Source organism: Kocuria sp. KKT182 (genome assembly GCF_055635395.1).
The window spans coordinates 2,727,108-2,749,043 of record NZ_CM145757.1 but is presented as its reverse complement, the minus strand read 5'-3'; the positions used below and the strand labels follow the sequence as shown (position 1 = coordinate 2,749,043).

General features: G+C 64.9%; 18 protein-coding genes. 7 read left to right on the top strand and 11 right to left on the bottom strand.

All coding sequences use genetic code 11. The features are described from left to right. Positions 1–42: 42 nt before the first annotated feature. Positions 43–1,248 (bottom strand): cupin domain-containing protein, encoded by a 1,206-nt coding sequence (locus ACZ2G1_RS12885; RefSeq protein ID WP_470376932.1) that lies wholly within the window; start codon positions 1,246–1,248, stop codon positions 43–45. Between the two features lie 2 nt (positions 1,249–1,250). Further along, a complete protein-coding gene (locus tag ACZ2G1_RS12880; RefSeq protein WP_470376931.1) occupies positions 1,251–1,649 on the bottom strand; it encodes a BatC protein in 399 nt (132 codons plus the stop codon). Between the two features lie 257 nt (positions 1,650–1,906). On the opposite strand from ACZ2G1_RS12880, the gene ACZ2G1_RS12875 reads away from it, so the two are divergent. After that, positions 1,907–2,620: a sulfite exporter TauE/SafE family protein gene (locus ACZ2G1_RS12875; RefSeq protein WP_470376930.1), complete on the top strand. Its 714-nt coding sequence runs from the start codon at positions 1,907–1,909 to the stop codon at positions 2,618–2,620. A 31-nt stretch (positions 2,621–2,651) separates the two neighbouring features. Here ACZ2G1_RS12875 and ACZ2G1_RS12870 read toward each other — a convergent pair whose 3' ends face one another. The 4 genes from ACZ2G1_RS12870 to ACZ2G1_RS12855 all read right to left on the bottom strand — a co-directional run bounded on the left by ACZ2G1_RS12870 (position 2,652) and on the right by ACZ2G1_RS12855 (position 7,040). After that, a complete protein-coding gene (locus ACZ2G1_RS12870) occupies positions 2,652–3,554 on the bottom strand; it encodes a helix-turn-helix domain-containing protein (protein ID WP_470376929.1) in 903 nt (300 codons plus the stop codon). Between the two features lie 2 nt (positions 3,555–3,556). Next, positions 3,557–4,672: an NAD(P)-dependent alcohol dehydrogenase gene (locus ACZ2G1_RS12865; protein WP_470376928.1), complete on the bottom strand. Its 1,116-nt coding sequence runs from the start codon at positions 4,670–4,672 to the stop codon at positions 3,557–3,559. Positions 4,673–4,686: 14 nt separating this feature from the next. After that, positions 4,687–5,967, bottom strand: a complete 1,281-nt coding sequence (locus ACZ2G1_RS12860; RefSeq protein ID WP_470376927.1) for an MFS transporter — start codon at positions 5,965–5,967, stop codon at positions 4,687–4,689. 677 nt (positions 5,968–6,644) lie between these two features. After that, entirely contained in the window at positions 6,645–7,040 is a 396-nt protein-coding gene (locus ACZ2G1_RS12855; protein WP_470376926.1) for a very short patch repair endonuclease, read from the bottom strand. A 290-nt stretch (positions 7,041–7,330) separates the two neighbouring features. Here ACZ2G1_RS12855 and ACZ2G1_RS12850 point away from each other — a divergent pair, with 290 nt between their 5' ends. Beyond that, complete coding sequence (locus tag ACZ2G1_RS12850; protein WP_470376925.1) at positions 7,331–8,500, top strand: DNA cytosine methyltransferase; 1,170 nt, start codon at positions 7,331–7,333, stop codon at positions 8,498–8,500. On the opposite strand, the gene ACZ2G1_RS12845 is transcribed toward ACZ2G1_RS12850, so the two are convergent. From ACZ2G1_RS12845 to ACZ2G1_RS12825, 5 genes are all read right to left on the bottom strand, one after another. Beyond that, positions 8,429–10,516 carry an AIPR family protein gene (locus ACZ2G1_RS12845; protein WP_470376924.1) on the bottom strand — a complete coding sequence of 696 codons (2,088 nt, stop codon included), beginning with the start codon at positions 10,514–10,516 and terminating at the stop codon, positions 8,429–8,431. The genes ACZ2G1_RS12850 and ACZ2G1_RS12845 overlap by 72 nt on opposite strands. 3 nt (positions 10,517–10,519) lie before the next feature. Next, complete coding sequence (locus tag ACZ2G1_RS12840; protein WP_470376923.1) at positions 10,520–11,410, bottom strand: PD-(D/E)XK motif protein; 891 nt, start codon at positions 11,408–11,410, stop codon at positions 10,520–10,522. A gap of 91 nt (positions 11,411–11,501) precedes the next feature. Then, entirely contained in the window at positions 11,502–14,471 is a 2,970-nt protein-coding gene (locus ACZ2G1_RS12835) for a Z1 domain-containing protein (RefSeq protein WP_470376922.1), read from the bottom strand. Further along, a complete protein-coding gene (locus ACZ2G1_RS12830; RefSeq protein ID WP_470376921.1) occupies positions 14,468–15,907 on the bottom strand; it encodes an ATP-binding protein in 1,440 nt (479 codons plus the stop codon). Before ACZ2G1_RS12830 ends, ACZ2G1_RS12835 begins: the two co-directional genes overlap by 4 nt. Positions 15,908–16,171: 264 nt before the next feature. Further along, entirely contained in the window at positions 16,172–17,278 is a 1,107-nt protein-coding gene (locus ACZ2G1_RS12825) for a zinc-binding dehydrogenase (RefSeq protein ID WP_470376920.1), read from the bottom strand. Between the two features lie 417 nt (positions 17,279–17,695). Between ACZ2G1_RS12825 and ACZ2G1_RS12820 the strand changes: the two genes are divergently transcribed. The 5 genes from ACZ2G1_RS12820 (at position 17,696) to ACZ2G1_RS12800 (ending at position 21,913) form a co-directional block, all read left to right on the top strand. Further along, positions 17,696–18,469, top strand: a complete 774-nt coding sequence (locus tag ACZ2G1_RS12820) for a hypothetical protein (protein WP_470376919.1) — start codon at positions 17,696–17,698, stop codon at positions 18,467–18,469. Next, positions 18,466–19,347 carry an HNH endonuclease family protein gene (locus tag ACZ2G1_RS12815; RefSeq protein ID WP_470376918.1) on the top strand — a complete coding sequence of 294 codons (882 nt, stop codon included), beginning with the start codon at positions 18,466–18,468 and terminating at the stop codon, positions 19,345–19,347. The genes ACZ2G1_RS12820 and ACZ2G1_RS12815 overlap by 4 nt, the downstream gene beginning before the upstream one ends. Then, the gene (locus tag ACZ2G1_RS12810) at positions 19,344–19,604 is read left to right on the top strand and encodes a TM2 domain-containing protein (RefSeq protein WP_470376917.1); all 261 of its coding nucleotides are present in this window, start codon (positions 19,344–19,346) and stop codon (positions 19,602–19,604) included. The genes ACZ2G1_RS12815 and ACZ2G1_RS12810 overlap by 4 nt, the downstream gene beginning before the upstream one ends. A gap of 329 nt (positions 19,605–19,933) precedes the next feature. Further along, positions 19,934–21,490, top strand: a complete 1,557-nt coding sequence (locus ACZ2G1_RS12805) for an LTA synthase family protein (protein ID WP_470376916.1) — start codon at positions 19,934–19,936, stop codon at positions 21,488–21,490. Between the two features lie 123 nt (positions 21,491–21,613). Then, positions 21,614–21,913, top strand: a complete 300-nt coding sequence (locus ACZ2G1_RS12800; RefSeq protein ID WP_470376915.1) for a hypothetical protein — start codon at positions 21,614–21,616, stop codon at positions 21,911–21,913. The last annotated feature ends 23 nt before the right edge of the window (positions 21,914–21,936 follow it).

Here is a 21,936-nt window from a genome sequence, read left to right as displayed (position 1 = left end):
TCGGCGCACCAGAAGCGGCACGAGGCATTCACGGCGGCGGGGTCACTGGTCACAGGGAACAAGAACCCCCGCCCGCAGCAGTCGTTCGGCGAGCTCGATCCCGAGCTCGCCGGCGGTGTGGACCTCGCCGTCGAGCAGGCACGAGACGGACGGCAGATCGGTCTCCGGGAAGTCGAGCCACCCCACACGTGTGCTCAGCCGCGGGCCCTCCAGCCGTGCCTCCAGGGCACCGCGCAGCCGCACGGGGGACCCGGGGCCCAGGTCCTGGACGGCCGAGAGCTGGGCCAGCGGCCCCAGCGGGGCCGGGCGCCCCTGCCCTCGCCGGGTGCGCTGGAACCGCGGTATGGGATCGGCCGCGGCCAGTGCGGCGACCAGGCGCTCCCGGACGGTGTCGAGCTCCCCGCCCGGTCCGTCGACGCCCAGGGGCAGGGACCCGCGCATCTGCGGGTCCTCGGCCAGCAGCGCCAGCGCCTCCTGGACGAGCTGCTCGGCCAGGCCGTGGCGGGTCCAGGTGTGGATCCCGAGCGTGAGGTGGATGGAGACCGCCCCCTGCGCCTGGGCCGCGTGCAGCCAGCCGCGCGGCAGGTAGAGGGCGTCGCCGGGTTCGAGCACCACGTCGAGATGGGCCTCGCCCTGCGCGGCCTCGGCCACGGCGGAGCGGCGGTCGGTCCAGGGCTGGTCCCGCAGCGGGTCCGGGTGCACCGGCTCGTGCAGGACCCAGCGCTTGGTTCCCTCGATCTGCAGGACGAAGACGTCGTGGACGTCGTAGTGGTCGTCGAACCCGCGGTTCTGCGGCGGGGTGATGTAGGCGTTGGCCTGCACCGGGTGCCCGAGCTCGCCGCTGAGGGCCGCGCTGAAGTCGGCGACCGGCTCCCAGGTGCGGTGCAGGGCCTGCAGCACCAGCGTGGCGCCGTCGGCGAACTTCCGCCACAGCGCGGTGTCGTCGAGCTGATCCGCAATGGTGGCGCCGACGCCGGCGGGCGAGGTGAAGGTGGAGTCGGGGAACGTCGACCCGTCCTTGGCGACGCGCAGGAAGGGCGTGCGCAGCCCGCGGCGCGAGATCAGCTCGTCGACGGCATCGGCGGAGAACAGGTCGGCGAAGCCGCCCGCCCGGCGTGTGAGCAGCGGCGCCCGGCCCCAGACGTCACGGGCGAACCGCTCCCGGCCGATGTCGATCAGGCGGGTCTCCAGGACCCCGGCGCCGCCAGAGGCGCCGGGGTCCTGCCCGTCAGTCCGGACGACGTCCACGCTCAGAGGCCTCGCGCTCCGGCTCCTCCGTCGGCGCCGCCATCGGCACCGCCGTCCGCGCCGCCGTCCTGGACACCCGGGGTGCCGGCCGCTCCACCGTCAGCGGGGCCCTCGGCCCCACCGTCGGCGCCACCGTCCTGGACGCCCGGGGTGCCGGCGGCTCCACCGTCGGCCGGGCCCTCGGCGCCGTTGTCAGCACCGCCGTCGGCACCGCCGTCCGCGCCACCGTCGTGCACGCCCGGGGTGCCGGCCGCTCCTCCGTCGGCCGGGCCCTCGGCGCCGTTGTCAGCGCCGCCGTCGGCGCCGCCATCGGCACCGCCGTCCTGAACACCCGGAGCACCGAAGGCTCCGCCGTCGGCGGGCCCTTCCGTCTGGTTCGGATCCTGCTGTGCATCAGTCATGTTGACCTCCCAGTTTCGAGTGACCGGGCCGTCAACGGCACCGGGTCACCAGGACAGGCGATGCGTGAGCAGCACCGCCCATGTCGAGGCTATCCGGGCAGCGCGGGCGAGGGAACAGCCCTCACGTCCGCCGCCGTCAGGGAAGCCGGACGAGGAGCGGCGCGACGGGCGCCGTCCTCGCCGGGGGCACGATCTCCGGGCGGCCTCCGGAGGTGGAACAATTCACCCATCCCCTGCTCGCGACCGGGAGGTGCTGGATGACCGGCCTGGAGCTCGCCGTCGTCGCGCTCGTGGTGAGCATCGCGTCCTGTCTGCAGGGCGCGATCGGCTTCGGCGTGGCCCTGCTCTCCGCTCCCGTGATCGCCCTGTTCGACCCCACCCTGCTGCCCGGTTCCCTCCTCCTGGTGGTCACCGGGCTCACCGCGCTCGGCGTGCTGCGGGACCGCGCCGCCGTGGACGTCAAGGACGCGGGCTGGGCCGTGGCGGGGCAGGTCCCCGGCACCGTGGCGGGAGCACTGCTGGTGGCCGTCCTGTCCGCCCGGACGCTGGCCCTCGTCCTGGCGAGCACCGTGATGCTGGCCGTGCTGCTCAGCGTGTGCGGCTGGCGGCCGCGGCCCCGGCCCGCGGCCGTCGTCGTCGCGGGGGCGGCCTCCGGGCTCCTGGGGACGGCCACGTCCATCGGCGGTCCGCCCATGGCGCTCGTGTGGCACGGGTCCTCGCGGGCCCGGATGCGCGGCACGATGAGCGCCTTCTTCCTGGTCGGCGCCGTGATGGCCCTCGTGGCGCTGACCGTGGTGGGCTCGATCGACCGCCGGACCGTGCTCTTCGCGGCCGCGCTCCTGCCCGCCATGGTCCTGGGCTTCGCGGTGTCCGGAGCGGTCAACGCGCGGATCAATCGGCGCATCGTCCGGCGGGTGGGCCTCGGCGCCTCGGCGCTGGGCGCCGTGCTGGTCCTGCTGCAGGCGCTCTGAAGCACGTCCTGCCGGGCCCCTCCGGCCGGCCTCAGAGCTGGTCGATCCGCCGGTACCGGGACGGCGTGGTGCCGGTGGTGGCCCGGAAGTGCCGGTTGAAGTTGGAGAGGTTGGTGAAGCCCACCCGGTAGCAAATGTCCGAGACGGGCAGGTCGGTGCCGCGCAGCAGCCGGCAGGCCTCGGTGAGCCGCATCCGGGTGACCGTGCGGTTGAAGCCCACGCCGGTGGCCTTGGCGAACAGCCGGGAGAACGCGTCCCGGCTCAGGCCCACGGCCTCGGCCACCTCGGGCACGAGCATCCGGCCCTCCAGGTGCTCGGTGATGTAGCCCAGCGCCCGGTTGAAGACCTCGGCCTCGGACGCGTCCAGGCGGTAGGTGCCGCCGCGGCTGTCCAGGTAGCGGCGCTCGCTCTCCGGGGACTCGGCGAGGACGGCCAGCAGCTCGGCCACGGTGGCCAGCCGCCGGAGACCGAACGTGCCGTTCACCGCCTCCATCGCCGCCGCGCCCTGGACGGCGGTGCGGCCGGTGAACTCGATGCCCCGGGCCGCGGCCTCCAGGAGCGGGCGCAGAGCCTCGAGCTCGGGCAGCGTCCCGGCGGCGGCGAAGAAACGCTCCTGGTCGAACTGGAGCACGGCGTCCCGGTTGCGGACCACCTCGTCGTCGTCCCGGTGGGAGATCCAGTTGTGCGGCAGGAAGGAACCCATGAGGCTGAGGTGGCCGGGGCCGAAGGGCCCGGCCCAGTCGCCGGCCATCACCGTCCCGGAGGACTCCCGGATCAGGTGCACCTCCACCTCGGGGTGGTAGTGCCAGCGGGCCAGCGGGTGGGGCCAGTCGTGCTCGTGCCACCGCACGGAGCTCGACGGGTCCGGTATCACCAGCTCCCGGACCGGGGAGGTGGCGTCCTCCGGCGTCGTGCTCCGTGCGGCGGCAGCCACGGTCAGGCTCCGGCCACGCGGATCTGGATCTTCGTGTCGGTGGGCCGGCCCTCGGCGCCGCGCTCGAACGCGGCCACGGCGTCCTCGAACGGATAGGTGGCGCTGATCAGGGCGCCCAGGTCCACGGCCGGGGACGCGGCGAGCTCGATGGCCCGCTGGTAGGAGTTGGCGTAGCGGAACACGGTCTCGATCCGCAGCTCCCGGGCCTGGGCGGCGGCGACGTCCAGCGGCACCGGGTCCACGGGGATGCCGACCAGGACCACAGTCCCGCCGGGCGCGGGGATCTCCCACAGGTTCCCGAAGACGTGCGGGCTGCCGCTGGCCTCGAAGACCACGTCCGCGCCCCAGCCGTCGGTGGCCTCCCGCACGGCCTCGCCGAGGTCCTGGCGGGAGACGTCCACGGGGTGGATGGTCGGATAGGCCTCGATCTTGGCGAACTTCTCGGGTGCCACGTCCGAGATGTACACGCGGGACGCCCCGCTCGCGGCGGCCGCGATGGCGGTGAGCACCCCGATGGTGCCGGCGCCCACCACCACCGCGACGTCGCCCGGCGCCAGGCCTGCCTTGGTCACCGCGTGCACCGCCACGGCGAAGGGCTCGATCAGGGCGCCCTCCTCCAGCGAGAGCTGCTCGGGCAGCTTGTAGGTGAAGTCGGCGGGGTGGATGATCTCGGGCTGCAGGCAGCCGTCCACCGGGGGCGTGGCCCAGAACTGCACGTCCGGGTCCACGTTGTACATGCCCAGGCGCGCGGCCCGGGAGCGCGGGTTGGGGATGCCCGGCTCCATGCAGACCCGGTCCCCCACGGCCAGGTGGTCCACGCCCTCCCCCACTTCCAGCACCGTGCCGGAGGCCTCGTGGCCGAGAACCATCGGATTTTCGACGACGTAGGGGCCGATCCGGCCGTGCGTGAAGTAGTGGACGTCGCTGCCGCAGATGCCCACGGTGTGCACGCCGATGCGCACCTCGCCGGGGCCCACCGGGCGCAGCCCCGGGACGGGCCGGACCTGGATCTCGTGCTGGCGTTCGAGGACGACGGCGTCCATGGTGCTCTCCTGGGTGCTCGGGTTCTTCGCGGCGGTGGTCGTGGGGTGCGGGGTGGTGAGCGTGGTGGGGTTCATGATCTCAGGTCCTTTCAGGCGGCCATGGCGAGGCGGTCGCGGCGCGGGAGCATCCGGCCGTCCTCGGTGGTGAGGCCGGGCTGGGGCGGGTGGATGAAGAAGGTGGTGAGGGTGCCGAGGAGCATCAGGGCCGCGAAGACCCAGCACACCCCGATCGGGCCGAGGACGGGCAGCAGCAGGGTGGCGATGCCCGGGCCGAGGAACGTGGTCAGTCCGGAGGCGAGGTTGTGGGCGGAGATCGCCGCGCCGCGGTGCTCGGGGGCCAGGGCCGGGAAGATGGCGCCCATCGGGACGAACGCGGTGACGGACAGGGCGAAGAGCACGGCGGCACCGACCATGGCCGGGAAGCTGGGGCCGAACCACACCGGGACGTAGGCGAAGGCGAGGACCGCGAGGGCCATGCCGCCGAAGCCGAACCAGCGCATCTGGCGCATCCAGCCGTAGCGGTCGCCGAGCCGGCCCCAGACGATGTTGGCGCCGATGGTGATGGTGTTCATGATCGCCCACAGCATCATCCACTCGGGCAGGGTGAACCAGGACTGGCCCCCGATCTCGCCGGTGGTCAGGTACAGCGGCATCATCATGGGGAAGGCGTAGAGGGTGAGGTTGCACAGCACCCGGATGACCACGGAAAGCGCGATCTGCCGGTTCTCCACCAGGATCGTCACGCCGCGCAGCAGCTCCCGGGTGCGCTCCGCACCGTGCAGCTTCTGGGAGAGATCCGTCTCGGGCGGGGCGCCGGGGACCAGGAAGGCGCACATCAGGGTGCCGGCGGCCACGAAGGGCAGGGACATCCAGAGGGTGGCGTACTCGCCGATGACGGGGACCAGAAGGCTGGGCACGTAGGCGCCCATCACCCCGATGCCCAGCGAGAAGGAGGCCCAGAACCAGCCCATGGCCGAGGCCAGGCGGCTGGGGTGCACCGACTGCGCGATGAGCACCACGAACGAGTACATGAACAGCGGGTAGGCGACCCCGCGCAGGGCGTAGATCAGGATCGTGCCGAGCACGCTCTCCAGCCCCACGGTGAGGAACAGGACGTGCAGCACCATCCAGAGCACGCCGCCGAGGACCATCAGGCGCTTGGCGCCGACGACCTCGGCGAGCACCCCGGTGGTCCACGCCGAGATGGCGACCACCAGGCCGTAGACGGTGAAGACGAGGCCGGCCTGAGTGGGCGTGAAGCCGTTCTCGACGAGGAAGCGGGACAGGAACGTGAGCTCAAAACCATCACCGGTCATGAAAATGGCGAGGGCGAGATAGCCGAAGAGCAGGCGGCGGGGCATGCCGAACATGCGGGTACTCCTTCGTGGACACCAAGCGGAAGGCACCTGGCGAGCAGAAGAGCGGTCGGCCGGTGCGCGATGTCCTCAACGCTACGGAGGTGTGACGCGGGCCACTAGCCGATTAATCCGGGGTGAACTGGTACTTTTGTGCATGCCCATCTTAGGGCAGAGGAACGAAACTGATGGACACCCGCCCCATAGAGGAGCCATTACCCTCACCCAGGCAAATCCATCCACCCGAACCCGCAAGCGCGACCCGCGCGTACACCCCTCGTGATCCAAGCACCAATTGCTCTGCTCAATCACCGCGTCGTTGACGATCAAAAGCCATCTTGTTGAGAACATAGTTCAATGCGAATCAATTGGAGTCGTGCAGAGATCATCCTGGTCTGCGATTTGGTCGCAAGGAACGGCTGGAGGGAACTTCGGCCGAACGATGAAAACCTAATCGCGTTGTCCGCCATACTGCGGAACCGGCGAGAACACCCACAAAGCCTCAGGAGCACGGACTTTCGCAACGTCAACAGCGTGAGTCGAAAATCAGCTGACATCATGACAGCCCACCCCAGCTACCCACGCGAGTCCACCAAGGGTGGACAACTCACATATGAAGTAGTCCAGGATTTCGTACGAGATTCCTTCAAAATGCATGCGCAAGCTCTCGCACTTCGCCGAAATCCTGACTCTCAATTTTGAGGCCGGGCTTGCGCGCGCCTCTCACAGATGACGGCCCGCACTGACTGAGCGGCTACGAGCATGTCCTCATGCTCCCAAAACCGGAGCACCTGCCAGCCCTGAGCTCTCAATGATGCGTCTGTTTCGCGGTCCCGCTCCACGTTGCGCCCCAGCTTGGTAGACCACCACTCGGCGTTGGCCTTGGGAGCCACACCATGCACAGGACAGCAGTGCCAGAAACATCCATCGACGAAGACTGCAACTTTCCAGCGCGTGAAGAGCACGTCCGCGCGCCGACGCGGCAGTCCCGGCAATGGGGCGTCCACCCGATAACGAAGGCCGGACCTGTGAAGATGCCGGCGCAGCAGTAGCTCAGGATTAGTGTCCCTCGCCATCTGTCTCTTCATCCTCGCCGCCACCGCCTCCGATGAGGCTCCTCCGGCTGGGAACGGAGGCACCCCGCCCCCTTCCGCCGCCAAGTCCACCATGGTTGACAGCCTCGCAATCCCAGGCCTCCACCGCTACCCCGACAAGCCCTGTGCAACTCCACACCGTCCAACAGCGCACCGGACAGCTGCTAAGCTGCTTCTGACACCTCGAGGCCTTAGAATGAATGTTCGAAGGACACGTCACCACGAACTGCATGTCATGCGTTTATGACATACCCAACACCGGAGGCCAGTTGGAAACTTTCAAAATGGGAGAGCTGTTCTGCGGCCCGGGCGGTCTCGCACGAGGCGCTGAGCGGAGCAACCAGTTGGCCGCCGGCATCGGGCTGGAAGCGAGAATCAACCACGCGTGGGCCAATGACTACGACCGTGACACCTGCAACACCTACAAGCGCAATGTGCTTGGCGCGTCCGACGACACTGTGTTCTGCGCAGATGTGCGAGGCCTGGATCTCAACCAGGTTCCCGAGTATGACGCGCTCACATTTGGCTTTCCCTGCAACGACTTCTCCACGGTGGGCTTACGGCAAGGATTTCAAGGCGAATACGGGCCCCTTTTCACATATGGAATCCAGGCCCTAAAAAAGCACAAACCTAGATGGTTCTTGGCTGAGAACGTCGGTGGCCTGCGTGGCACACAGGGCGGAGATGAGCTACGTGAAATTTTGCGCAGAATGGCGCAGGCCGGCTACAACGTGACCCCTCACCTCTACAAGTTTGAAGAGTACGGCGTCCCGCAAGCTCGCCACCGGATTATCATCATCGGCATTCGTCGCGATGAGGGCCTGAGGTTTAAGGTGCCTGCGCCAACCCACTCCCGGGAAAACTTTGTAACTTGCAAGAGCGCCTTGGAAAAGTCCTATGAACCAGAAACTGCCAACAGAGAAAAAACCAAAATGTCCCCAAAAGTGGTCCGCCGCCTAGAGCACACACGCCCCGGGGAGAACGTGTTCCAAATGCAAGCTCGGCTGGGAGACAAGATCCCAGAAGAGATTCGCCTGAATGTCAAAGGTGCAACGTTAAGTCAAATCTACAAAAAACTAGATCCGGAGCGCCCTGCATACACCATCACTGGCTCCGGGGGTGGAGGCACCCACGTCTATCACTGGTCAGAAAATCGATCCTTGACGAATAGAGAAAGAGCAAGGTTGCAGACCTTCCCCGACGACCATGTCTTTGAAGGCAAAAGGGAGAGCGTGCGACGCCAGGTTGGAATGGCGGTTCCGCCCGAGGGCGTCGCCCCGATTTTCTTGGCGATCATGAAAACCTTTGCAAGAACCTCCTACGATAGCGTCCCAGCCAACATCGTGATGCCACAAGAGTCCGATCTCCTAGACGACTGGTTCTCATCCAACAACCAGACCGTTCTTCTCAGCTCGATTGAGCGCCCTCGAGAGCACGTCAGCTTGAGCCTCTGAGACAAGTCCCTTGTGCAGGAGGGTCCTGAGGATGCTCGACTCCTTCTCTGTGAGAAGACCGATCTCGTTCGAAAAATCCGCCAGTTCCATCCACACCTGCTTGTCCATGGTGACAATGTCAATGTAGGTTCGGGCCTTTGTCTCCAGCACCTGCTCAGAGACAGCCTCGGACTTTTCCTTCATCACTTCGCTCTTCGGGATGACGATGTCGTAGGCCGACGTGTAGTACTCAAGAGGGGCGTCCCGCAGTATCTCCCAGCACCGTGTCTGCTTGGCCCACTGCGTCACGTTGGCCACCGGCCGATTTGGGTCCTGGAGATGCTCCATCGCCGCGCGACAGGCCAGTTCCAAGTTCTCCAGCACCAACTCGTCACACTCCTGCTGCGCCCAAATCCTCCGAAGATTAAGCTCCTGCCCCGGAGCGATGTCCTCAAGGTCGTCCAGCAACTTGGACACACCATATGCCACGATGTTTGCGAGGTACCCCTTTCCCCACCATGCCGAGCCCATGACCATTTTTCTGGCGGCCTGGGTGACAAGAATCTTTGCGACGAGGTCCTTGAAGTATTTGTCGTTCACAAACTCCGGGTTGGATTCCCATAGTTCGCCTGCGGTCTTTGAGAACTCGACGAAGCTGCTCTGGGCACCTCGGCTGACGACATCGGGACGTCGCCCCCAAACGTTCTCCACCCGGGCCACATCAATTTTGTCGAACTTCTGTGTTTTCGGGTTTGCGAGCATGAACTTCTTAGCCGCAGTGGGGGCCAACTTCGCTTTTTCATTGTCGAAGGCGCCCCGCGTTCGCTCGTAGAACCAATGGGTCTCGTACTGCAACCCTTCCTGCGCCGGAGCCAGCACCTTGCGGCTGAGGGTCTCCAACCGCTTGTGGTACGGGCTGTTGGAGAAGAAATCAGAACCGCTGACCTTATTCTGGCTGTTCGCAAAGCGGGCTATGTCGGGAACGATCTCAGACGCGCGCTCAGGATCAACAACGACAAGCTTGACCTGCACATGGGCAGTGTCAAGATGCTCCAGTTTGTCCTTGCGTCGAGCCTTGTTCTTGTTGAGGAAGTACCACATCGAGGCCGTTGTCTGACCTCCGTTGACGATCTGCCAATCTGTCAGTGCTTTAATCTGAGAAACACCTTCACTGTGGTCTATTTCGGCATGGGTGGCTGTGGTCGTGAGTCCGTTGTTGTAGGCTAGAAACATTTCCGGGCTTTGGTCCAGGGTCCACTGAATCCCTTTGTTTACTTTTCCGCGAATGCTCAAGAAGCCACGGACGTTTGACTCCAGGACGCGTGATCCGTGCAGATCATAGATGTCAGCGAGTTGCCGACCGGTGAGAGTGAATAGGTAGCTGGTCGCTCCCGCGACTGTGCCGCCGCCGGCCACACAAGGAACACCCTGGCCGTCGGGCCCAATGAGCTCTACGCGGATGGGTTCGTGACCAGTTGGTGACTGAACCGCCCGGTAAAGGCGCTCAAGATCCCAGACCGCAAACGACACCGGAGTTCCCAGCAGCTCGTCGTCCTCCAGCCTGGCCAGCCTCGAAGTCGTACTTCCATTAGACACAAGGACGATCTTCATCTTCGAGACGCTTTGCATGCGGTGACGGAAGTACTCCGCCAGGTCGTACTCTGGTGAACTTTCCTCTAGACGCTCTTGCAACCAGCCCTCGACGCCCGCCTCCACATACACTCGTGCGCCCTCAAGGGCACGATTGATGTCGCTCATCGTCAAAGTCTGATCGGGCGACTCGAAAAACTTGCCCACGATGATGCTGATGCTGTCATCAGCGGCGTCCTCACCCACTGCCATGACGGAGAGCACCTTGTTGCGAGGGCCACGGCATTCAGCATGAAACTCCTGAAGATCCGTAGCGATCTCCAGGTCACCCACCTGCCGCACCATCACGTGGCCGAATGCTTCAGGGAAGGAGAGGGCTTCGCTTTCGGCTGCGACATGCGCTTCCTGGACCAGTTGAGAATTGAACTCGAAAACTGCAGCGTCCATCTGTCATAGGCCTTTCATCAGCTCGGCCTCCTGCATCTGCAGGCTCTTGAGGTCGGCAAGGTTGATCCGGTATGTGACGTGTGAAACCCCAGGTCGCAGGTCGTTCGGCACGATACGGGGGGCGCGTTGGTCGATCTCGTAGTACTCGACGGAGTACACCCGGAAATGCTGGTCCTCGTATCGCTGGTCGAGGACATTGAGTCCCGCCCGAATCACGAGATCGGCAAACAAGCCTTTGACGCCATCTCCGGCAAGCCGTTCTGAAATCTCCGCGACCATGTCAGGCAGAGTTCGAGTCGCGGACGAAGGCTTGGGCACCATTTCCACGCCGACACGAGCCAGGTACAAGAGCTTGTCCTTGGACTCAAGCTGGTGCTCGTTGGAAATGTGCAACTTTTCAGTTGCCGGCCCTGAGGCTTTCACTTCGATCTGGAACAGCCCCGGCAGATCGAAGTCATGGTCTGCGGAGTCCGGTCCCTGCCACCAGCCCAGGACGTGCTCAGCGGTGTGGACACGAGCGTTTCCCAGGAGGCGTGCCAGGACCTCGAGTTCTCCGGCTAGCCCGAGCATCTGGTCGCGCGTCAGATCACCTCGATCCATCGCAAAAGCCTTGCTCCACTCCTTCAGGACGGACTTCACCGTGCTCACTGCCTGATCGGAACTGCCAGCCGATTCCAGCTTGCGACAGAGATCCACATAGAACGGCACCAATCGTTCCTGACTCGGTTGCCGTTCTGCCACGTGCAACCACCAGCCGTTGCCCTCCTGGCTGACTGCACACTCGACAAGCTGGAGGGATGGCACTCCCAGAGGCTTGGTGTCGCACTTGATGGACAGGCTGGCTCGTCGATCATCGAGCATCTGCAACCGGACGCGGAGACGCTGCCGAGGCACGACGAACCCCTTGCCTGCTCCCTGGGGTCGCAGACGTGACAACCGATGCTGGAGTGATTCGTAGGTCACTTCCTCCCATGGGGACGGAGAGTCAAGCATCGACGTCCTCGCCTTCATACTCAGACGCGCGCACTTCTTCCGCGAGTCCACTCTTTTCCATCCAAACCTTGTTCACCACGTACTCGACAGAGCGACCCGTCGAGAATTCACCCGTGATGCCGTCTCTGTGCGCAGGAAAAGCTACTTTCACACCGAGTATGTGCTGGTCGACGGCCACATCTTTATCAATAATGTTTAACGAACCGTCCTTCTTCACCGCATTTCGACTGTCATTGATCGTCCGATCGGTGACCACTCGGTAGACCATCAGCACGGGCCGCTTCATCGACGTCATGATCTCTTTTTCAGAACGCCGCTTGCTGTTTCCCTCCGGAAGCCGGGCATGCGCCGTCTGCCACTGCTGACGGCGTCCCGGGTCCACGTTTTTGGCCACGGACACCACCTGCTCCAGGTTCCCCGCGGTAGCCACTCGACGATTGGCGAACTCGAAATGAGGCGTCGGTGTCTCGTGCCAACGCATGGCATTGCGAACGGATGCCCTGAGAAGGACAGGGGAAAGCTCCTCCCTGTACTTTTCTGGCAAGTCATCCCACGCATCGAACACATCTCCCTGACCCGACATGAACGCCACGTCCCAAGACGACATCTGATCGGTTTCGATGCCCTTGGCGAACTTCGATACCCACGATCCGGACTCGGATCCATCGCCATGTGCAAAATTGGCGTCCCCGGCGCCGGGCACGAAAGACTCCAGAAACCGCTCGACAACAGCTCTCTCCACGCCGGTGAAGACGAGATGAGGACTTTCCGACTTGCCTTCGTCCGCGCCTGCTCTCGGTCCGAACATTCTTGTCACGCTGTTGGACTCCGTCGCAAGCGCCACAGAGCTGCTAAGAAGTTCTTGATAAGCACCGAAGTTCTTTGCCACTTCTTCGGTGGCATCCGTGGCACTGATCGACTCGACCGTCTGTCGGTAGAAGGAGACATCCACCGTGGCGCTCTCTGCGTGCCGCATCTTGTTGGCGGCCGTGACCTTGAGTGCTTCAGGATGCCTTCTCACCTTCAGCCCAAAGTCCTTCGGCGTCAGGTTTGCCTGCTTCATCGTGACGACTTCGTCACGGATGTCCTGCAATGCCCTGCCAGTGAACACGAACCAGTCCATGACGTCCTCCGGCAACCACAAGCGAACCAAATGGCGATAACCGTCGCGATAACCGAACCAGCGCCCCATCTGCAGCAGGGTGTCGGAAAGCTGTGTCCGCTGATGGAAGTAGCTGACCATCAGACCGTCCAAGGTCAGACCTCGGGACAGGATCGCTCCGCCCACCGCGATGCGGCGTCTCCTCTTTGCAGTTCCGTACTGTTGGTGCCGCCGTTCGATCTCTTTCCGTTGCTTGTCCGTGTCACCGTTGACGAGTTCGATCTCGATGTCGCGGACTGCCTCCGGCAAGGCAGCTCTGACGTCGAGCCAGCTGTGCTTCAAGTGGGAGTACTCAGCCTTCCACGTGGCATGCAGACGCTCCACCACCTCATTGCCGTTGCCGGACGACCCTTTCAGTGCCGGAACGGACTCCTGCACGACCGCACGCGTCCCGTCGACGTACTCGCGCACCAGGTCATGAACCTGCTTCTGCACAGCCTTGAAACGACTGACGTTGATCAGCATCGACCGAGGCGTGGGAGACGCACCGTCCAGGTCTCGGATGGCATTCGCCACCAGGAACGTGTCAAGAGCGCGGTGCAGGCTGTCAGGAAGAGCCTTGACTGCAAGACTTGACCGGTGCCTGAAAGGAAAATGCTTGCCGGCATCCTCTACATCGTTGCGGACTCCGTTGGCGCTGGGGTCCTCCACGTCGAAGTACTGCAAAGCCCCCAGATAGTTGTCGGGCGCGTAGAGAGAATAGACATAGTCCTTGGGAAAAAGTCCTGCGGCGTTCGCCGGGTCCATCAGCACATTGGCGAAGGGTGTCGCTGTGAAGCCGATGTAGCTGTTCCTCGCGCTCGTATCAAGCAGATCGGTGATGGCCTTGTTGACCGCGGTCGGGTCGTCCTCTTCCTTGCTGGTGTCCACGGACGCGTAGTCGGATTCGTCATCGATGACGAGCATGGGCAAGGACAGCTTTTCGTTCTTGGTCTGGTCTCCCAGCCATCCTGCAAGGTTGCGCAGAATTCGGGCGTTTTTCTTGACCACGAGGATGAGAGGCACCCTGAAGCTGTTGTCGATGTGGCCCTTGACCACAGAAGCGCTGGATGAGCTGAAGTCTTGTGACACGCCGGTGAGTGCAATGGGCCGGTCCAGCTTCGGTGCGATCTCCCCTACGCCGATCAGCTTTCCTATGGCCGCGCTGCGTTTTAGATCCGCATCCGCCGTGCTCTTCCCGAGGAATCCTTCGTCGATCCGTTCCTGGGTCTGTTGCCGCAGGTCCTCAGTGTGGCCGCCGATGATGATGAAGAGGCGATATCCAGCGTCGGCCGCCATGTTCAGCAGACCGATGTAGTTGGAGGTTTTGCCCGACTGCACATCGCCGATCACCAAGCCCCTGCGGTCCCACCATCCTTCAGCAGTGGGGTCCCCCACCATGTCGAGAATGCGTTTGACGTCGGCTTCAAGAGTGTTCACCACACCAAAGGGGCGTTTATTGCGCAACAAGAATCGCCGGTAGGCGTCCCAATATGCCCATTCGGCGTTCCTCCACCGATCCTCCACCCATGGGGTGTAGGTGCCGACCTCATTGCCGATCGGAACCTTTGTCACGATGGCCAATTTGACGTCCTGCGCAACCTTGTCGGCAAATTCCAACAATGCTGAAGCTTCCAGGTCCTCGAGCTGATCCACTACTCCGGCAATCTTGGGAGCCTTCTTGTCGACCATCTCCTCGGTGACGTCAGAGGTGTTGTCCGCCCATGCGATGAGCTGGTTGTACAAGGGTGTGTATCCGGGATGGTGACGGTATGACTGGTCCTGGTTCAACTCCAGTTTTTCGGTCTCTTGAACAGTCATTCCGTCTCCTTGTAATGCCGCTGTGCCATGTCGATGATCGAGTCGAGGTCACGCCGGCCGAGAAATGGCTCCACGCTGCCGAGGACGTCATGGATGCGCTGTTTGTCATCGAATGAGAGGTCCATGACGTCGACCAGTCGACAAGCTCGAGCTGCCATTTTGTGGAGGTCCTCCTCCGGTTGCGGACGCTTGCTTTCCACGGACATGCGCTTGTGGATGTCGGCGAAGGGAAGGAATGCCGCCAGGTCGTCGACTGCTTTGCGGAACACCTTTTGACCCTGCGGATCCAGTTTGAGCAGTGCGTCTTCGAGCAATGGGTGATCCAAGTTTGGCTCGTACCGAAAATTCCCCCGGTCCTCGACATAGTTCCAGACGTATTGAATGTCGTCGCTGGCCTTCTTGCGGCCCCTGTAAGCGATGATCCGGGCACTTTTCGTCTGTCCGTTTCTCAGGAACCGTTCAAGAGCGGGCCTGAGCTCCTGCGGTGGCTTCAGGTGTTCTTTCTTGATGTCGAGGTGCCACAGGTCGTCGAGGGAGTTCGGAAGGTCCACTTGCACCCTGCTGAACTTCAGGGAGTCGGATCTTCTTGCCAGTTGAGCCCAGCCTCCGTGACTGATGAGTCGGCGGTTGCGGTAGAAGTAGAACCCTTGGTTCTCGAAGAGGCCCGCATTGAGGTCTTCTCGGACGGCCTCCTGCGCACTGTACTTTGATGCGTGTGGAAGCACATAACCGACTATTTCGACGGAGGAGTCATGCACAGGCACCCTTTCGGGTGTTGTCGACTGCGTTGCCGGATTGGATCGCATAAATGGATCCATTGCGTCGACCGGGGTCCCGTTGATGACGAGAGTCAGGCGGGATGACTTCGGGCCGTCAAGAAAACGGTGAAATGTGAGTGAAAGGTGCCGCCGAATCTCCTGCGAAAGCTGCGCCATACGCTGGGCCGGAACTCGTGCGTCCTGAAGGAGACGGTCGAGCTTGCGCCACAGGACCAGCGTTCCCGTCGTCAATTGGTCAAGCTCGTCAAAGCCCGGCAGGGCCCGGGTTGTTGCATCATCCAGCCGAGAAACTTCCCATTCACCTGACTGCAGAGCATCGTCCAAATCCCACAGCAGAGATGCGGTGCCTTCTGAGGTCCTGCTCACAACTGTCAGCGAACGCGCTTGCGAGAAGCTCGCTGTCTTCAGACCCAGACCGAATCGCCCCAGATCTTCAGCATCCCTGGCGTCGACACTGGACACCTCGCCGAGCGTGAGCGCATCCACCATTTGCTCGAGCGTCATGCCGCGTCCGTCATCGAGGATCCAGAAGTACGCGGGGGACTCACTGATGTCCGCCCTCACCTCGATGGTTCGAGCTTCTGCCGTGATGCTGTTGTCGATGACGTCCGCTACAGCGACCTCAGGGTCATATCCAAGCGCTCGCATCGACTCCATGAGTCGCGTGCTCGGAGGAATGGGTATGGCAGCTCCCTGCAACTGTCACCAACTTCCATGTGTTTGTCACTTCTGAACTGAGAGTATCGGTGTGACCCGTTGCACATGAAAATCCATAGATGAAAGTTACGCCGCAGTATCCTCAACCTGCCCTCGCTGTGGGCGACTACGGCTGAAGAGCGGCGCGGCACCACGTCCAGGCGACGTCTTGTGGATGCAAACGGCAGCTGGCGTCCCCTTTACGAGGGATCTGCAATCGAGCAGTTAGAACTCGATCACCTGCCGCACCGCTCGCCCTGCGTCCAGCTCGTCCATCGCCTCGTTGATCTGGTCCAGCGTGATGTGGGAGGTGATCAGCTTCTCCAGCGGCAACCGGCCGTCCCGCCACATCTGCTCGTACTTGGGGATGTCCACCGCCGGCACGGCGGAGCCGAGGTAGCTGCCGATGATCTGGCGGGCCTCGGCGGTGATCTTCAGCGGCTCGATCTGGGACATCGCCCCCGGCGCGGGCAGGCCCACGGTGACGGTCACCCCGCCCACGGCGGTGGCGTTGAAGGCGGTCTCGAACGCCCGGGGGTGCCCGGCGGCCTCGATCACCACGCGCGGCTTGTCCTCGAGCACCACGAGCTCGTCCGGAGTGAGCGCCTCGTCCGCGCCGAACTCCTTGGCGAGCTCCAGCTTCTCGGCCAGCGCGTCCACGGCGATCACCCGGCGGCAGCCCACGGCCTTGGCGACCAGCACCGCGGCGAGCCCCACGCCGCCGAGGCCGACCACGGCCACGACGTCGTCGGGGGTGGCCTGCGCCGCGTTGATGACGGCCCCTCCCCCGGTGAGCACCGCGCAGCCCATCACGGCCGCGATCGCGGCCGGAACGTCCTCGCCCACGGGCACCACGGAGCGCCGGTCCACCACGGCATGGGTGGCGAAACCGGAGACCCCCAGGTGGTGGTAGACGTTCCCGCGGGTCTCGGAGCGCAGGTGCATCGAGCCCTCGATGAGGGTGCCGGAGGCGTTGGCCTTCGAGCCGACCGTGCACGGCAGCAGCCCCTCGGTCTTGCACGCGGCGCACTCGCCGCAGCGCGGCAGGAACGCCATGACCACGTGCTGACCCACGGCCAGGTCGGTGACCTCGGCGCCCACGTGCTCGACGACGCCGGCGGCCTCGTGTCCCAGCAGCATCGGCAGGGGCCGCGGCCGGTTGCCGTTGACCACGGAGAGGTCGGAGTGGCACACCCCGGCGGCGGTGATCCGCACGCGCAGCTCGGTGGGCCCGGGCTCGCCGAGCTCGAGCTCCTCGACGCGCAGCGGCTGCGACTCGGCATACGGGGCGGAGGCCTCCATGGTCTCCAGGACGGCTCCACGAATCTTCACGACGACCTCCGGTATCGGTGCACGGGTGTGACGCCGTTCACGGTACCGCCCGGTCCACCGGTTATCGAGGCGACGTCCGCCCGGTGGTTCCGCCGAAGAGTCCCGGATTCCCGAAGCTGCTGATGCTGAATCCTCTCGAAGCAGTACACCGAGATGGCTCTGCTGCGCCCTATTCCGTCACACACGGCATCGCACCCCGAAGAGGGGACATGACACGTCCGGGCGGGACGGCGCCTTCCGCGTCCGAAGAACTCGTCGGTGACCTGGGCCTTTGAATCGAGGCCGTTCCCGGCCGGCAGGAATCGCCGGTCCGACAGTCGACGCACCGTCCTTCCGAGCCCCGTACGGAGCTCGTCGCGAGAAGCAGCGTGAGTAATGTAAATGCTTAAGCAATTACTCGCTTTCGGGAGATCCACTATGACCACCACCGTCTCGCTGCCCGAGATGCTTCCGGAGCTTCTGCAGCTCATCCAACCCGTGGGCCTGTTCTTCGCCGCCGTGGGGCTTCTCGTACTGGTCCTGCGTCTTATCTACGTGCTAGGCAGCGCCGTGACCACTTCCGTGCAGACAATGTTCCACGGGTCAGGATCGGCTCAGTCGCGACGCCCCGAGCACAAGGCCGTTGCGGCGGCCCGGCGGGCCGGGGTGGAGGACATGCGCACGGCGTGGCTCCAGTGGCATCTCCGCCCCAAGAACACCCAGAAGGCCATCAGCGAGCTCTCGTCCCTGCACAAGACGTTGAGCGTGGTGCCGAGGGCCGAGTGGAGCGTCGACCAGTTCCGCGCACACGGGGCAGATGTCTGGGCCGTCCGACCACTGGCTGTAGCGCCCGGCTGGCGCCAGAAAGTTGATGCCCGCCTGGACTGGATGGCCGCCATGGTCTCCGACCTGGCCGACAGCCCGTTCGACGCCGCCCGGGGTCAAACGAGCGAGCAATATCTCTTCCACGAGGATCGAGAAGTTCGCGAAGCCTATCTCCAGGGTGGCACCGAGGCCGCCGAGCGGATCATGGAGACCATCACATCTGCTCGGGACCGGGTCCGTCAGGACGCCGCGACCAAGGGCTCTGCGGCTTTCCTCGCACAGCAGCGCAACGCCGCGTTCGACCAGCTGCGGAACACCTACCGACCCACCAAGACCCGGGACGCGCACGCCGCCTGGGACGCCGCGGCCGAGGACCTCGGGCGGTGACCCCCGCTCCCCGCTCGCCCTCTGATCCCGGGCGCACCGCTTTTACCTCCCATCCCGGCTTCCGGACCGGCAGCTGGCTCCTCGCCGTGCCCGCGCACCTGACCATGGTGGGCAGCGTCCTGGCCCTTGCCTTCACGGTGGCGCCCTCCGCACTGGTCGCAGAGTCGGCCCCGCTGCCGCCGGTGGCCGCAGCCGGCACCACGACGCCGACCCCGTCTCCGTCTCCCACCGCGACCGAGGACAGGCTGGTCACCGCCTCGCCGGAGCCCACCGAGAGTTGGGCGTCGTCGTCGGAAGCGCTGGCCGCCCTGTACGGACTGGAGGTGGCCGCCCGTGGCTCCATGTCCGGCTACGACCGCTCCGCCCGGTTCGGCGACTGGACCGACGCAGACGGGAACTGCGCGGTCACGCGCGACGAGATCCTCGCGCGGGACCTGAGCGATGTGGAGTCCGATGACGGGTGTCGGGTGACGGCGGGGATGCTGGACGATCCCTACACCGGCATTTCGATCTCCTTCACCCGTGGGGTCACTACCTCCTCGGACGTGCAGATCGACCACGTAGTGGCCGCCGGCAACGCCTGGGTCTCCGGAGCGGGCAGCCTCTCCCAGACCGAGCGGGCTGCTTTCTACAACGACCCGCTGAACCTGCTGGCCGTGGACGGCTCCGTCAACGCTGCGAAGTCCGACTCCTCGGCCGACGCGTGGCTGCCTCCGCAGGAGTCCTTCCACTGCGAGTACGTGGCCACCCAGATCGCGGTGAAGGCGAAGTACCAGCTGCAGGTGACTTCTGCGGAGAAGACGGCCATGGCAGACGTCCTGTCGGCCTGCCCGGACCAGGAGCTGCCCACCGACCACTGGAACGAGGACCCGAATTGATCGACGACGCCCCGATCATCGGTGCGCCATCTGCGGGGAAGAGAACGTCCCGCCAGCAGCGTGTTTACCGGAATCCGACCGACGCCTGGTTGCTCTGGATCTTCTTCGGCTGGCTGGGACTGCACCGCTATTACATCGGGGACTGGAAGAAGGGCCTTGCGATGACCCTCACGCTCGGCGGGTTCGGCCTCTGGTCGCTGCTGGACGGCTTCTTCCTGACCCGGCGCCTCCGGCGGATCAACAGCGGCCGGCTGTGATCGACGACTTCGCCGGACACACCGGGAGGCTGATCACGCGACTGTACTTCCGAGTCGACCGCCGCAGTCTCAAGCGGTCACCGGCGAAGCGGCTCGGCGCTTCAGTCGCCGCCGTCGAGCCTGCCGTGTTCTGACCCCGGGACTTCATCAGAGGCTCGGCACCGCGTCGAGGGCCGTGCGGTGCATGCGGAGGTGAACTGTTCCGCATTCCCAGGTGAATCGCTGTTGAACAGGTTACGAATCGGTACTAGGGTTCTATGGACCCGAGAACGGTTTGATGTCAAGGGCGTTCGGCGACCACGCGCGCACCTGGAACGCGAGGTGGTGCCATGTCCGATCGGAATCTTCACGTGATCCGCCGGGTCGGCGCTGTCCTGGGACACCTCCTGGTCTACGTCCTCATCTGGGCGGGGCTCGCGCTGCTCATCGCCGCCGCCGGCATCCGGTACTACTGGGGCGAGATCTCCGTGGGCCAGATGCTCCTGAACCTCGTCTCCGTGGAGATGGACGGCGGGGGCGGATCCATCGTCTGGATGGGCATCCTGGGGATCGGCGTGGTGCCCCTGCTCCTCACCGCCGGGATCGCCCTGTGGCAGCACGTCCGGCGCCGCAGGCGCCGCCACCACGGCCACGACCCGCGCCCTCCCCGCACACGGTGGATCATGCGCACCCTCACCACCGCCCTGGTGGGCACCCTCGTCGTCGGCGGCACCACGGCCTTCGCCACCACGGTGGGCGTGCGGGACTACATCAGGGCGGGGAACTCCGAGTTCGACCTCGGCGACCACTACGTGCAGCCGGCCGTCACCGGCGACCAGGACCGGCGCAACCTGGTGCTGATCTACCTCGAGTCCGGCGAGCAGACCCTCGCCAACGACGAGCACTTCGAGAAGGACGCGTTCGCCCCGCTCAAGGAGGTCACCGAGGCCTCGGACGGCTGGCAGAGCGTGGAGGACCTCCAGCAGTACCGGGGCGGGGGCTGGACCATGGCCGGTCTCACCGCCACGCAGTGCGGCATCCCGCTGAAGGGCATGGGCTCCGCCGCGGACAGCGGCGCCCTCAACGAGCTCGGCGGGGACGTGGAGACCTACCTGGGCGGGACCACCTGCCTGGGCGACGTCCTGGCCGAGCACGGCTACCGGAGCGTGTTCCTGGGCGGCGCCAACGCCTCCTTCGCCGCGAAGGACACCTTCCTGAGCAGCCACGGCTACGACGAGGTCAAGGACCTCTCCGACTGGCGCGCCGCCGGCGAACCGGAGGAGAGCTTCCGCGGCGACTGGGGCCTGAGCGACGGACGCCTCATGGCCCACGCCGCGGACGAGATCGACGAGCTGCACGCCGAGGCGGAGCAGACCGGCCGGCCGTTCAACCTCTCCGTGCTGACGCTGGACACCCACGAGCCGGTGCACATCTACGACTACTGCACCGTGGACACGGAGAACGAGGTCACCTCCGCGTTCTTCTGCTCCATGACCCAGGTGGCCGGATTCGTCGAGCACATGGAGGAGCAGGGCTACCTCGAGGACACCGCCGTGGTGATCATGGGCGACCACCTCAAGCACATGAGCGCCGGCGACGCCTTCCACGAGCAGCTGGACCACCACGACAACCGCACCATCTTCAACCGGATCTGGGTCCCGGGTGCGGAAGGAGGCAGCACGCCGCGCCCCGGGGTGGACCAGCTGAGCATGTACCCCACGCTCCTGGAGGCCGCCGGTCTGACCCTGCAGGACCGTGCGGCCGGGCTGGGCGTGTCCGCGTTCGCCCCAACGGTCCCGGCGGACTCGGCGCAGGCCATGGAGCCGGAGCTCTACGCCGAGCTGCTGGACTCCCGCTCCGCACCGTTCTACGCGGAGGCCTGGGCCGGCGAGCCCGGCGCCGAGTAGCGCTGTCCCGCCCCCTGCCCGGCGGCGGAGACCCGCTCCGTCATCTGTCCGCCGCCCTGGGTGGCCCGCCCGCCCCGGCCTAGACTGGTGGCCCCGGGGGGGGTCGCATTCCAAGGAGCGTGCATGATGGCCTTCATCCAGCTGATCGAATACACCACCTCGAAGCCGGAGGAGGTGGCCGGGGTCGTCGCGGAGTGGGAGCAGGCCTCGCAGGGGACGCGCACGGCCCGCCGCGTCCTGCTGACGCGAGACCGCAAGGACCCGAGCCGCTACTACGAGATCGTCTCCTTCGACTCCTACGAGTCCGCCATGGAGAACTCCGAGCTCCCGCAGACCCAGGAGTACGCAGGGAAGATGCGCGAGCTCATGGACGGGGAGCCGACGTTCCGCGACCTCGACGTCGTGGAGGACCGCGAACTCTAGTGCCCCGGACCGCGACCCGTGGG